This window comes from Thalassoglobus sp. JC818 (assembly GCF_040717535.1).
Lineage (GTDB): Bacteria > Planctomycetota > Planctomycetia > Planctomycetales > Planctomycetaceae > Thalassoglobus.
In genome coordinates, this window is the sequence record NZ_JBFEFI010000002.1 from 509,907 (window position 1) to 523,835 (window position 13,929).

At 53.2% G+C, this 13,929-nt stretch carries 10 protein-coding genes; 5 read left to right on the forward strand and 5 right to left on the reverse strand.

Translation table 11 applies throughout. The annotated features are described in order from the left end of the window. Window positions 1-138: 138 nt before the first annotated feature. A complete protein-coding gene (locus tag AB1L42_RS06440) occupies window positions 139-1,569 on the reverse strand; it encodes a sulfatase-like hydrolase/transferase (protein ID WP_367052594.1) in 1,431 nt (476 codons plus the stop codon). Window positions 1,570-1,759: 190 nt separating this feature from the next. Between AB1L42_RS06440 and kdsB the strand changes: the two genes are divergently transcribed. Then, a complete protein-coding gene (kdsB, locus tag AB1L42_RS06445; RefSeq protein WP_367052596.1) occupies window positions 1,760-2,548 on the forward strand; it encodes a 3-deoxy-manno-octulosonate cytidylyltransferase in 789 nt (262 codons plus the stop codon). Window positions 2,549-2,645: 97 nt separating this feature from the next. Beyond that, window positions 2,646-4,259, forward strand: a complete 1,614-nt coding sequence (locus tag AB1L42_RS06450) for a CTP synthase (RefSeq protein ID WP_367052598.1) — start codon at window positions 2,646-2,648, stop codon at window positions 4,257-4,259. A 15-nt stretch (window positions 4,260-4,274) separates the two neighbouring features. On the opposite strand, the gene AB1L42_RS06455 is transcribed toward AB1L42_RS06450, so the two are convergent. The 4 genes from AB1L42_RS06455 to AB1L42_RS06470 form a co-directional block, all read right to left on the reverse strand. After that, window positions 4,275-5,234, reverse strand: a complete 960-nt coding sequence (locus AB1L42_RS06455) for a ThuA domain-containing protein (RefSeq protein WP_367052601.1) — start codon at window positions 5,232-5,234, stop codon at window positions 4,275-4,277. 273 nt (window positions 5,235-5,507) lie between these two features. Next, window positions 5,508-6,947: a tetratricopeptide repeat protein gene (locus AB1L42_RS06460; protein WP_367052603.1), complete on the reverse strand. Its 1,440-nt coding sequence runs from the start codon at window positions 6,945-6,947 to the stop codon at window positions 5,508-5,510. A gap of 759 nt (window positions 6,948-7,706) precedes the next feature. Continuing rightward, the gene (locus tag AB1L42_RS06465; protein ID WP_367052605.1) at window positions 7,707-11,000 is read right to left on the reverse strand and encodes a YCF48-related protein; all 3,294 of its coding nucleotides are present in this window, start codon (window positions 10,998-11,000) and stop codon (window positions 7,707-7,709) included. 465 nt (window positions 11,001-11,465) lie between these two features. Then, window positions 11,466-11,711 (reverse strand): carbon storage regulator, encoded by a 246-nt coding sequence (locus tag AB1L42_RS06470; RefSeq protein WP_367052607.1) that lies wholly within the window; start codon window positions 11,709-11,711, stop codon window positions 11,466-11,468. Between the two features lie 465 nt (window positions 11,712-12,176). Here AB1L42_RS06470 and AB1L42_RS06475 point away from each other — a divergent pair, with 465 nt between their 5' ends. From AB1L42_RS06475 to AB1L42_RS06485, 3 genes are all read left to right on the forward strand, one after another. Further along, on the forward strand, window positions 12,177-12,854 hold the full coding sequence (locus tag AB1L42_RS06475) for a 7-carboxy-7-deazaguanine synthase QueE (RefSeq protein ID WP_367052609.1): 678 nt from the start codon (window positions 12,177-12,179) through the stop codon (window positions 12,852-12,854). Between the two features lie 149 nt (window positions 12,855-13,003). Further along, the gene (locus tag AB1L42_RS06480) at window positions 13,004-13,282 is read left to right on the forward strand and encodes a hypothetical protein (RefSeq protein ID WP_367052611.1); all 279 of its coding nucleotides are present in this window, start codon (window positions 13,004-13,006) and stop codon (window positions 13,280-13,282) included. Then, entirely contained in the window at window positions 13,272-13,919 is a 648-nt protein-coding gene (locus tag AB1L42_RS06485; protein WP_367052613.1) for a phosphoribosylanthranilate isomerase, read from the forward strand. Before AB1L42_RS06480 ends, AB1L42_RS06485 begins: the two co-directional genes overlap by 11 nt. Window positions 13,920-13,929 lie beyond the last annotated feature (10 nt).

A 13,929-nucleotide genomic window follows, 5' to 3' on the forward strand; every position in this document is an offset into this window, starting at 1 on the left:
GTAGGTGAGAATGGTGTGCGAAGGAAAATTTCTGTCGCAAACTTCCGCAGAAAACGGCGTCCCTGAAAGATAACAGAAGCCAATTCGATTTGGGAGAATGAATGCTTGGGACTTCACTCATTCAGACTGGCTTCGAGCTCAATTCTGTTTTTCCGACCAGACGGAGTCGTTGAGAGCCTGCATTTCGCGGGACATTTTCGTTGACAGATCACGAATGGTCTCTTGAATTTTCGGGTCGTCAGAATCGTACAAATTCGTTCGTTCCTCGGGGTCGTTCTGGAGGTCGTAAAGTTCGTCTCGTTCAGGGTTTCGGAAATCTCGGACAAGCTTCCAGCGCGGAGTGCGGTACATCCGCATTTGAGTCTGTGATTGATGTTTTGTCGTGTATTCCCCGTAAAAGTCGTTGTCCCATTCCGCTTCGTCGCCTTTCAGCAGCGGAGTGAGATCGTGGCCGCGGAGCATGAGATCGTCGCTGACAGGGATGTTCGCCATGGACAGGATGGTTGGAAACCAGTCGAGATTTGAGACGGTTTCGTCGATGACGGTGTCTGCTTCAATGACTCCTGGCCAACAAATCGCGGTTGGGACACGAATGGAGTGATCGTACATATTCGGGCGTTGTCCACGCGGGATGTTTTCAGTGGCGGGGGGAGGGGTGTTGACGATCCAGTGTCCGTTTCCTTTGTGCCAGATTCCGTTGTGACCCATGTTGTACCCGTGGTCACTGGTGTAGATGATGATGGTGTTTTCGTGAAGCTGCAGGAGTTCGAGTTCTTCAAGAAGCTTGCCGACATTTCGGTCGACTCCCGCCACGCTCGCCAGATACTCCCGGGTTCGCCGCTTGACGTATTCAACGTTCAGGTCGGGATAGTCAGGATGAGGAAGTTCCGGATCGAGTCCATCAAACGGTTCCCAGTCTTCATCTCGCACGGGGAGCCAGCGGGCATGCGGAGCACGGTAGTGAAGCGATAGCGCGAACGGGCCATCCTTCTTGTCGTACAATCGCAGCCAGCGAATGGCTTCGTCGGTGAGGATGTCTGTCGTGAGGCCATTGACTGTCTGGGTGGAACCGTCGACTTCCAATGTCGGTCGGAAAGGAGACGTTCCGCCGCCACGAAAGCCCATGAAGTCGACGTATCCGAATTGGGTGGGATGCTGTGAGTCGAGCAGCCCGAGGTGCCACTTGCCAATGAGAGCTGTTTGATAGCCAGTTCTTCGAAGCTCTTCCGGCCATGTCGGAATTCCGGGTTCGATCCCGTGATCGGGTTCAACTCTCGGATTCAACCAGTCGGTGATTCCCATTTCACTTCCGTAACGGCTGGTCAATGTGCTGACCCGTGACGGGCTGCAAACGGGTGTGACCGTGAAGCTGTTGGGAAGATAAGCTCCGGACTGGAACAGTTCGTCAAGATGCGGCGTGTGAGCGTGAGGGTGACCGGAAAGTCCGAGAGCCCACGGAGCCTGATCGTCGGTGAGGATGAACAGAATGTTGGGGCGTTCCTCGGCAGCGGACAGAGAGGTCGTCAGCAATAGAATTCCGAACATCAGCATCGGTCGGATTCGTCTCATCGTTTGTCACCTTGCTTCGGGGAACCCAAGACTTTGCAGTTTGATACAGTACCCGTTTGATACCGGGATTGATCGGTAAAGTCTAATGTGATTCCGGCTTGATGTCTTGTTGTCGATTGGCGAGAGTCTGCCGTGAACGGTGTTGAAAGTTGTCAGGTCTGTTTCGGGAATGATTGACGGAACGAATGAGATGTCACAAGTGATTGGAGTGATTCCAGCGAGGATGCAGTCGTCGCGATTGCCTGGAAAAATGCTTCTGCAGGAGACCGGAAAACCGCTCATTCAGTACGCGTGGGAATCAGCGTGTCGAGCGGAGCGACTCGACCGAGTGATCATCGCGGCTGATGACGAAGCGATCGTGACTGCATGCCAGAACTTCGGTGCTGAATGCGTGATGACCGGAGAACATCCCAGCGGAACCGATCGAATCGCCGAGGTTGTCCGCGCGTGTTCTGAGGATGTCTCGCTGGTGATCAACATTCAGGGTGATGAACCGGAATTGGAATCCAGCTGTATTGATGCACTTGTGGAGAGGATGGACCGCTCGCCGAGCGTTGAAATGGGAACTCTTGCGACTCCGATCGATTCAATTGCGACGTTGAATGATACTGGATGCGTAAAAGTTGTTCGGGCAGCAGATGGCCGAGCGCTCTACTTCAGTCGATCGCCAATTCCGTTTTATCGGGATGGAACTCCGTCTGATTTGCTGACACCGACCGGGGAAGATGCCGCTTTCCGTCGGAGTCCGTGGCTTCTTCATCTGGGAATTTACGCTTATCGACCAGAGTTTTTGCTCGCCTTGACGCAACTTCCCCCGTCAGAACTTGAGAAGCTGGAACGCCTTGAGCAACTTCGCGCCTTGGAAGCGGGAGCCTCAATTCTTGTCGAAGTTGTTCATCACCAGTCCGTTGGAATTGATACCGCTGCAGACTATGCTGCGTTCGTCGCGAGGGAACGTTCACGTGCGGAGTCCAATTGAGGCATTTCGGTATCGAGATGTCATGTTCGCGGACAGGCTTAGGCTGAGGGGCTGCTTCCCTCAGTGGACACATAATTGTTGACGGAAAAGTAAGACAATGACGAAGCACATCTTTGTCACCGGAGGTGTGGTCAGTTCCCTCGGAAAAGGACTGACTTCCGCTTCGATCGGGTTTCTCCTGGAGCGTCGCGGACTCCGAGTTCGCATGCAAAAACTCGATCCCTATCTAAATGTCGATCCGGGAACCATGAGTCCTTACCAGCATGGTGAGGTTTATGTTCTCGACGATGGATCGGAAACCGATCTCGACCTGGGACACTACGAACGATTCACCAAAAGTCCGCTCTCGGCGAAGTCCAATTTCACCACCGGGCGAATCTACAGCACGGTGATCGAGAAGGAACGTCGAGGTGAGTATCTCGGAGCGACCGTCCAAGTTGTTCCTCACGTCACCAACGAAATCAAAACCAGCATTCGAGCACTGGCGACAGACGATGTCGACGTGGTGATTACTGAGCTGGGAGGAACAGTCGGCGATATCGAAGGGCTCCCGTTTCTGGAAGCGATTCGTCAGATTCCACTCGATGTTGGCAAGGAAAACTGCCTGTTCATCCATCTGACTTTGGTCCCGTATCTGAAAGCAGCTCGCGAAGCGAAAACGAAGCCGACACAACACAGCGTTGGTCAACTGCGACAGATCGGGATTCAGCCAGATGTTCTCGTCGTTCGGACCGAACGGCCGATGGGGCGCGAGAACGCCGAGAAGATCGCGTTATTCTGCAATGTCGAATCAGATGCGGTCATTGAGGAAACAGACAAAGAGTTTTCGATCTATGAAGTTCCTCTCGGGCTGGCTGAGAACAAACTCGACGAACTGATTCTGCGGAAACTCGGCTTGTCGCGAGGGCATCTGGATATCGATGACTGGCGAAACCTGATGCATCGGGTTCGCAATCCGCAGCATGAAGTGACGATTGCCGTCGTCGGAAAATACATCGAGCATCGCGACGCTTATAAATCGATCTACGAGTCTCTCATTCACGCGGGATTCGCGCATTCAACTCGCGTTCTGATCAAGCGGATCGAAGCAGAGGAGTGTGAGCATCAGGATCTTGAACATCTGCTGGGGAGCGTTCACGGAATTCTAATTCCCGGAGGATTCGGATACCGTGGGATCGAGGGGAAAATCCTGGCGACACAATTTGCTCGTGAGAAAAAGATTCCGTTCTTCGGGATCTGTCTCGGGATGCAGTGTGCTGTGATCGAATACGCCCGTAATGTTCTCGGTCTCACCGAAGCCAACAGCACAGAGTTCGCCGAAGATACTCCCGATCCAGTCATTTGTATGCTCGAAGAGCAGAAAACGATCACGGACAAGGGGGGGACGATGCGGCTGGGAGCGCAACCATGTGTGCTCACCGAAAACTCTCACTCGATCGATGCCTACGGCGTCGGTGAGATCTCAGAGCGTCACCGACACCGTTTTGAGTTCAACCCTGCTTATCGAGACCGTTTCGTTGAAGCTGGTCTCAAGCCGACTGGAACCAGCCCGAACGGAAATCTGGTTGAAATCGTCGAAGTCCCGGACCATCCATGGTTCGTGGCTGTCCAATTCCATCCAGAGTTCAAATCAAGCCCGCTGGAATCGCATCCGCTCTTCCGTGAGTTCCTCGGAGCAGCGTTGAAAAAGCATCAAGGAAAATTCGCTTAGAGCATTTGGACTGCACTATTTGGCGTAAGGCTCCGCTGACACGGATTCAGCAGTTGGGAAGTTGTCGGGAATGTCCTGAGTGACCTTGCCTGTCGCTGCCCATTCGGTTCCACGTTGCAGGCAGGTCTTGAATCCGACGCACTCCATCGAGTAGTCCGCATGTCCCATCGGGGTGTGGAAGACTTTGCCGTCGCCGTACTTAATTGTCATCAGCATCGGTTCGTGGCGTTCGGTGCCGTTAAATTCTGGACTTGCGTAAGCTGTCGCGAGAATCCGCATCTGCTGACCAGGGCCTCGAAGCAAGGAATACAATTCATCTTTGCTGTGGAGCCACTCGGTTGGAAGCCCTTTCGTGATGGGGTGAGTGTTATCGCGGATGACGATGGAGAACTCGTGCTGTGGTCCGTGAGTTCCACCGCGTCCGGGTGACTCATCGCGAACCTCTTCGCCCTGATCATTTAGGTAGACATACGGTCCGGACTTCTCATCCCGGCCACCCCAGCCACCGAGGCCGATCATTTGATTGTACTCTGTCCAGTCTCCGAATGAATTGTCCGCAGCGTGCACGATCACCAGTCCTCCACCGTTACGCACGTATTCTTCGAAAGCTTCTTGGGTTTTCTTTGGCCATGGAGCTGCGTTGAAGCCGAAGTTCGAAACGACAACATCGTATTTTGAGAAGTCAGGGCTGAAGTCGGGATCGGTTTTCGGTTCCGGAAATGCTTCGGTTTCCAATCCTGGAATCGAATACTCTGGCAGGTGTTGTTCTCCCTTCCAGGTGTATTTCGTCCGTGCCAGATCGACGTCGAAGAGCCCGGTTTCTTCGAGATACTGCTTCATCATGAAAGTTGTTTTCGGCCAGTCGCCGTGATTGTTTTGACCATCGATGATCAGTGCTTTCAGATCCGCCGCCTGACCGGATGACTGCATCACCAGAATCATAAGTGTGGCGATGAAGAGTTTGATCATTTGCATTGTTCGCATGCCTGTCCAAATTGTTTGAAGTAGTGACCGCTCCAGTCTCGGAAGAACGGACGGAAACTTTGGTGATAAATTGAGGATCTGTTTTGGTTTGACCGGCAGAAAGTCTCCGACGGATCACCTATTTATATAATCGAGATTTGATCAGTCTACAACTTGCTGTGTCTGTTGAGTGTTGTGGCGTTGACCGAATTCCAAAAAGAAAGGCGCCGCATGTTCGACAACATGCGGTGCCTATTGAAAATTCCGGTGTAGGCCAAGCAGAGACTATTTGGTCTCAGGGCCTTCTTCTTCAGCGACCTGTTCGAAGCTGACAGGTTGCACAACCATTTCACGTGGTTTGGCGTCTTCAGTGGATGTCGGTGGTCCCGCTGTGAGGCGAGTTTCGAGGCTGTCAGCTCGTTCCTGATCAGCTTTGGCGAGATCAGTTTCGCCAGCTTGTTCTCGCTGTTCAGCGCGGGCTCGGTAAGCTTCCACGATTTTCGTATCGAACCGGCGGGCTGCTTCGTAGTCAGCGATTGCTTCGTCGATTTTGCCGACCAGCATGTATGCGTCACCACGCAGAGACTGAGCTTCGGTGTTTGGTTCGAGATCGAGAATCTTCGAACAGACTTCGATCACCTGATCGTATTCCTGCTCGAGTTCGTGAAGACGTGCACGACTCAAGAGTGAGGGAATGAATGTGCCGTCGAGTTTGATGGCATTGTCGAGCGCGGTTTTGGCTTCTTCTGTGCGATCAGATTGCAACAGAAGTTGGGCGCGGGTCAGCCAGAGTTCTTTGCGGCGTGGGTTGTTGCGAATCATGTGATTCACTTCTGCAATTTGTCGTTCGCGTGCGATTTGATTGACGTCTTCTCTCGCGAGATCAAACTGGCCAGCTGCACGGTAGGCTTCGCTGCGATGCATGCGATACTGCTGATTCTGTGGTTGCAGTTCGATTGCTCGGCTGAAGTCTTTGATCGCACTGTCGTAATCTTTCAGTGCCAGGTGAGCCCGTCCGCGATTGGAGATGGCGTTGAGGTAGCCATCGTTGATTTCGAGAACTTTCGTAAACGTCTCGACAGCTTTGGCTGGGTCAGCTTCTTCCATCTGAAGGAAAACGAATCCGAGATTGTTCAACGCGTCGACGTAGTTTTCTTTCAGATCGCTGGCTTTTCGGAAATCGTTGAGTGCTTTGATGTACTCGTTCTGGCCGATGAACACGAGTCCTCGATTGTTGTACGCCTGTGGGTACTCGGGATCGATGTCGATGGCTTTGTTGAAGTCACGTTCAGCAGCATCGTAGTCCTGCAGCATCAGCAGGAAGTAGCCGCGTGTGTTGCGGTACTTGCTGTTCTCAGGATCAACACCGATGGCGGATGACATGTCGCCGACCGCTTGCTTGAAGAGTTTTGCCTCTGCCAGAAGAGCGGCTCGCTTGATGTAAGCTTCCGGTTGCGTCGGCTTGGCTTTGATCGCAGTGGTCAGAATTTTGATTGCGTTCTTCGCGTCACGCTTGTCAATGAGCGTGTCTGCTGCCTGAATCAGTTGATCGTAAGTGACGACCTTCTTCTCTGGTGCGGAGCTTGCGGTCTTCTCAGCGGCAGGAGTTGCAGCTGGTGCAGCGGAAGGTTTGACTGAAGAGTCCACAGTCTGCTGTGGAGTCTCCGAACCACCGCATCCAGCGAGAAGTGCGAGTCCGAGAAAAAGCGATGTCGTTCGCGTCATGGCTCGTTCCAATCCGTTGGTTCGAGGGCGTGCATTCGTGAGGAGATGGAGGAACCGGCGGATCATGCGACTTCCGCACGGGTACCGTCTGCCAAGACAGTAGTGGGCTTGTATCGGGAATCAACAAAACTGGTCAATGCCGGTTTCGCGGACTCAGACGATTCACAATGTTTGTTTCCAATTCACAAATTGTGAGTGAGTCAGATGTTTTGTCGGATGGCACCAGATTTCTGTGACAAACTGTCAATATGCACGTTGACAGAACCGAAATAAAGAGCGATGTTTCTTCGCCCCGTCACCAGGAACTTTGACTGGTTTTTGAGGGCGGATGAATACAATTCCTAAGACAGATTTCTGTCGGATTTTGGTCACATGGTTTGTGCGCAACCTCGATCTGACAGACTGAGAACAAACCCTACCGCAACTCGTTCGCCGGGGGACCATCCCATCGCGTGAGCCGTGATCGTTAAAGGTGCATGTTGACATGACCTGATCATCGCTCTTCTCGCAGCAGTTCCTGCCTGCGCCAACAGGCGGAGGGTTTGAATCACGCCGCAGACTGAAATTCAGTTTGCGGCGTTTTTTTCGTGAAGCGACCGAAACGTTTTAAGAAGTGCTGAAGACTGTCAGCTCGCGACGATGCAATTAGTCATTGGTTAGAGCATTTTTTGATTTGGTGTGCACGATCTCGCACGAGCAAACTCAGCCTTTCAACTTGTGAAACAAGTCAAGCGAGTGCACAGGAGAGAGCAACTTGCTCTAGTTCGTGACCGGTGCGGAAATCAGATTCATTAGCCCGAATTTAGGAGCCAACGGAATCTCTCCGCCGGCGCCGGTCCAGGTTTGAACTTGCTTCGCTGGAACGATTCGTGTGACGCCAACAGCCCATGTCTGACCGAACGTCAGTTCTGGCGGCGCGAGTTCGCTCAAAGGGATCGCTGCTTCGACGGTCCAGCTATCGCGGTCCTGATGAGTTGCGACGAACCAGTTGGGATCGAATCCAAGATCGTCCCAGCATCGCTCTCGTGTCCAGCCTCGCTGGTCGACTTCGAATTCATAGAACGTGGAGTAGTCGCGGTCTGTGTCGATCTGAATCGAGATCCTGTCGAATCGTTCCAGCGAGCCATCTCGCGGACGGCCAGTGGTTTGAGTCTCTGCGTACGGAACTTCCGTGTGTTTCGGAATACTCATCGCGAAATAGAAGTACTCTTCATCGTGAGAAAAGAAAGCAATTGGGCGAAGCTGTGGCGATCGCTGAGTCCGTCGTGATTGTCCTTCGGTTCCAATGAATGCTTCCGCCTGATGAGTGGAATCGAGCGGGACTTCAATCGCTTCTGCCCAGCAGGGGTCCGTCAATTCTCCATCGAGCACTGGTGGGAAAGATGTCATCTTGCAGTTCAGCATCGGCTTCGGCGAAAGCGCGCCTCGCTTCAAAAGCGATGCTTCTCCCTGAGCAGCGACATACCATGGATCGTCGGGATTCAGACGCTGGAGATATCGATTGTAAATCGCGTCGGCTCGCTTGCTCTTGTTCGTCTTTCGGTAGAGGGCAGCGAGCGTGAATTGCAGGTCGTCGACCGAGTTCAACTGCGGCGATGATTCCATGGCCGCTTCGGCAACAACTCCAGCCAATTCCTGCCACCTCGTCTGGCGCATTTGCAATTGATTCCCACGCTCTGAATTGCCGAGAACAGCCATCGGACTATTTCCAAGAGTTGGAACGCGGGCCTGGCTGGTTTGTGTGGAAGGGTCTTGCAACAGCTTCAGGTCTTCTTCGATGCTGTCAGGTGTTGTGACTCGATCTGAGAGTTCAGACAGATACTGAAAGTTCGCCTGAAGGATTGAACGATCCGTCGAAGCTGTGATGTCGGTCGCCGAGATGGACTTGAGACGTTGCCAGCCCAACTCCGAACTCGTCCAGAAAGGGACCAACCACAAGATCGATTGTCTGGCACACGGTTCATTCGAGTAGTCCTGCAGCAGTTGGGTGTAGACTTGCTCGGCGAGGTCCCATTCGCCATTCATGCGAAACTGAAGAGCCAGATCAGCAAGTTGTCGGGCAGCTTGTTCCTGGTTGAGCGGCCGCATCATCGAGCCGAGTTGTCCGATCAGTTGGCCACCGGATGCATCGGATTGCATGGCATGTTGCGAAATCGACGAAATATGCCGGCGATGTTGTGACTGAGCGATCAGTTCATCAAATACTTCAGTGCGGACAGCCGGAAGTGCCCGACGCGCAGCTGTGTCGATGGGAATCTGCAGGTCGCCGAACAGAGTTGCTCTTGAATTCTTGGAATCGGAAGCTGACCAGATGACGTCATAGGAGACCGATTGAGGTTGCGAGGTGCGCGTCGTTTCCAGCAGCGACTTCGCGTTGGCACTCGCGATATCGAGAGTTGTTCCAAGATTGGGGAGGACCTCGAAAGCATCCTGTGTGAAGTGGCCCTGACTGCCGGGAGCTCGTTGCATCACCACTTTCTGGACTTGCCAGACGGGGAGTCCCGCGAGTCTGTGTTCCGGGTATCGGGAGGGATCTGCAGCTTGCTGAATGGCTGTCAGGATCGCATTGTGGAGCAGTTCAGTCGTTGCGTCTTCCTGTGGTGCTTCATCCAGAAGAATGAGATCAGGACGGTATGTTCGGATGCGTGCTACGAGACTTCCCAGAACGATCTGCGGCAATTGCTGATCGTGAATGGAGGTCCACTCCTTGATTAAATCTGGTTGGCTCGATTTGAGACCGGGGATTTCGAGCGGTAGGCTCCAGTGAATTTCGGATGTGTTGCCTCCCGACTTGAGGACAGCATGCTTGAGACGCAAGTTGCTGGCGTCATTAGCGTGAGCATCTGGGCCAATGTCGGATCTGGTCAGGATGGTTGTCGCTGTGCGATACCCGGACTCTCCGCTCCATCGATTCAGAAACTCGATCGGTGTGCGACTTGTGTAAGCATGAACGGACCAACTGGCGACTCGTCTGTTATCTCCACGGACGGGATACCATGTCGCTCCACCGTCTGTTGTTCGAGAAATGCGTCCGAGAAGTCCAACGGCAATGCCGTCCGTTTCGTTGACGAAGTGGACGGATGTCAGCGGCGTCGGATCGCCTGTTCCTTGCGGTGTCCACGATTTGCCTGCGTCTGCCGAGTGCCAGATGACTGAGCCCGGTGAGCCGACGATCCAGACTTTCGAGTCAACCTGCGCGACTCCCTGAAAGTCGGTGAACTTCTTGAATTCCCTGGAAAGGTCACTTTCGGGGATTTCCCATGAGACTCCTCGATTCGAACTGGCGAGAACGAGACCACCATCGCCGGCCAGCCACGCGTTCCCGTTTGAATCGATGGTGACGTCATTGAGCGACTGCAAGTGGCTGGATGTCGCGTTGCCGTAGGTCAGTGTTCCGTTGGCGAGGATCGATTGCTGGCCGAGCGGACCGACGACCAGTCCGTTCCGCATGTCGAAAAAGGCACCGTCATTCCAACGGGCGTTCGATGTTGCGTTGACTGCTGTCCAGGTTTGCCCGCCATCTTCTGTTTCAAGAATCCCGGCAGGTGCATCGATCGAGCGTTCGCCGACGACAATGCCGTGATCGAAATCAAAGAAGCGGATGGTCTTCACATAGTTGAGCTGTTGGCTCGAGATGACGCTCCAGGACTTTCCTCCATCTTGCGTCTTTAGAACAAGCCCGCGCGTTTGACCACCAACTGGATCAATTGTGCCTCCAGCGATCCACCCGACCTGATCGGTCAGGAAGCAGATGCTCTGAAAGGAATAGTCATTCACTCCGGCGACGGTCGGGATTAGAGACCATGATTGGCCGCCGTCGGTCGATTTCCAGACTGTTCCTTGATCGCCAACTGCCCAGCCGTTTTTCTCGCCGACGAATTTCACTTCGTTGAGTGAAGCATCGTCCTGCATCGGGCTAATGGGCGCTTTCGCGGAGGGGAGGGTGTGCTGTGCTGGAAGTTGTGCGTGCGCCACACCGACGAAGTGCATGATCACGCCGAGAATTGTTACGGTCAGGCGTGCTGGCCAAGCGACATCCATGTCCTGCGCCATGATTGGTCCTCAATTCAGAAGAGTACCCAAGAGGTAACTTTTGGGCTCAAAAAGAATGAGGCACCCTATTGCAGAATTCGCCGGTCGGTCAATATCGCCTTCGGCCAGGGTCGCAAAGAAGGCTTACTTCTAACGCGACAGACCTCGCGTTAGAAACAAGCATCCTGGAGAAAGGCGCCCCCCTGGATTCCACTCTTGGTGGAATACTCACCCTTCTCCAAGCAAGGTATACAATCGGCAAGATTGGAAGAAGAAATGAACTTTTCTGGAAGATCTCTTGACAACTTTTCAAGTCGCCGGTTCTGACGGCGCTGAGCAACTCTTCACCGCAGAGCGCGAGGCAGAGTCTGCTCATTAAGAAGCGACGGTGCCCGCCTTCAATAGACGGACACCGCCACCAAGCAGGGAGACAGGACGAACAGCTTCTGCCAGAAGAGATCAACGCTCACCAATGAGAGTGACCGATCAGAGTGCACCGACGGGTTGCATTGAATCCTGTTCTTTGGGAGCAAGCTGGCGGGGTCGGCGAGAAAGTGGCTTGGGAGCGGGTTCGAAAAGTTCCTCAATCGAAAGCTCTCCTCGCAATACGCGGGTTCCGCCGGGAGCGTCGATTCCAATTTTCACCGAACCGCGACTGGTCTTGATGACTTTGATGACAATATCTTCGCCGATTTGGATGAATTCGTGCTTCTTGCGTGAGACGACGAGCATTGGGCTTCTCCGTAAATTGAGCTCATTCAGCGGTCGCTGAAATTGCGATCGGAAATCGTGGCTTCCTGCCGTTGATTTCCATGAAAAGGAATATTGTGTAGGGAGTGGGGATCTGTGTGGTCGGGTCTGACCAAGGGAGGTGATGCGAGAAACCTAACGCATCCTGCGTGCCAATAGCTGCGTCTTTCTGATAGGTGAAAATTGGGTCGTGTTTGTAAGTGTTTTCCGGGTAATTGGTTACGGCGCCGAGTCTTACTCTCTGAGGATTTGAGCGAACGTCTGCGAGCGGATCTGGTCCAGGTTTTCGGTGTCAGAGCTTGCAAGTCTGACATTGTACCCGGTGCAATTGTTTCATTCACAATTGAACCGATCGGCTGGAACTGCCGATTCGACATCGAATGCTGTAAACTCTGCAGATTCGACTGGACATGCTGGTGATTGCTGAAGCGAGCGCGACTGATTCCGATGTGGATTTCCGAGATTTTTCATTCCATTCAAGGCGAAGGCCAACATTGCGGCGTTCCGAGCAGCTTCGTAAGAACTTCGGGCTGTAATCTTCGATGCTGGTTTTGTGACACGCCTCATACCTCGTGGAATCCCGAAGGGACTGAGTATTCGATCGAGCAGCTTCTCGCGCTGATTGAGGATTACAACTGCGAGCATGTTGTCCTCACGGGCGGCGAGCCACTTCTTGTTCCCGACATGGTTCCGCTGACGAAGGAACTTTCCCGGCGCGGTCACTACATCACGATTGAAACCGCCGGAACCTGTTTTCTTCCAGTGGAAGCCAATCTCATGTCCATCAGCCCCAAGCTTGCGAACTCGACTCCAGTCGGAACGAATTGGCAGGATCGCCACGAAGCGAGACGACATCGCCCTGAAGTGATTGAGCGACTGATTCGAGAATATGACTACCAGTTCAAATTCGTCGTTGATGTGCCAGACGACATGTCAGCCGTTGAAGAATATCTGGCTGGTCTCTCGTCGTATGACACTTCAAAAGTTTTCGTCATGCCGCAGGGAACGAGCGTTGACGAATTGAATCAGCGGATGAGTTGGTTGTCTCCCGGGGCTGAAGTTCGAGCCTGGTCCGTTTCTCCTCGGCGACACATCGAGCTTTTTGGAAACACGCGAGGAACATAGCCGAAGAGACTCATGGCAGAATTGAAACTATGGGCAGAGTCAATTCCTCAGCCTCAGTCAATCGCCAATCAGGGTTTAAAGAGCAGTGTTTTATTCAGAGTTGGATCGAGGTCATTGAAGTGACAAGCGAGCATGATTCAAGAGACGAAGTGAAGCGTGATCGCTTGACGTTTTACCCAGTCATTGTGGTTTCTGCGATTTTTTGTATCTCGATCTTCATCGTGATTGCCGCAACGTTTGGCGATCAACTGAATCCTGCCAATCGCTGGGTCAATCGGAACGCGAATACTGTGTTGATCGTTGAGACTGTCGTTCTAGTCATCGTGACGCTGGGAGCGATGACGATCGATCGAGTGCGGACCTTAAAGAAGCTGTCGCAATCCAAGTCCTCATCACCTGTGTCACAGGAGTCGCCCGATGTGGATTAAGGTGTGCGGGTTGACGTCGGTCGAGAATGCACTGCAAGTTGCTGCTTTTCAGCCGGACGCGATTGGTTTGAATTTCTACTCACGATCGTCACGGCGCGTGGACTTATCGACTGCCGGCGAGATCGCAGCAGCCTTGCCGAAAACGATCGAGCCGATTGGCTTGTTCGTCAATCACTCCACTTCTGAGATTCTCGAAGCTGCCAATTGCTGCGGACTCAAGACTGTGCAATTGCACGGCGACGAGTCTCCGGAGTTTGCATCGTCTCTCAAGGGGCTACAAGTCGTTCGAGCGATTCGAGTCAACGAAGAAACGATCGATGATCTTGAGAACGAAGTGCATCAGTATCTCGAACGAGATGTTAATGTGCGGGCATTTCTGGTCGATGCGCGAGTCAGTGGAGCGTACGGCGGAACCGGGCACAGCGTTCCGTGGGAACTCGTGGCATCTCGATACAATTTTGAAGACTGGCCTCCACTCATCCTTGCTGGGGGGCTGGGAGTCGACAACATTCAGTCCGCTATTGAAGCTGTTCGACCGTGGGGTGTTGATGTGGCCAGCGGCGTTGAATCATCGAGCGGAGTAAAGTCTCCCTCACTCGTGGAAAAATTCGTTTTGAAGGCTCGTCACCAGCACTGAGAATCTGGGC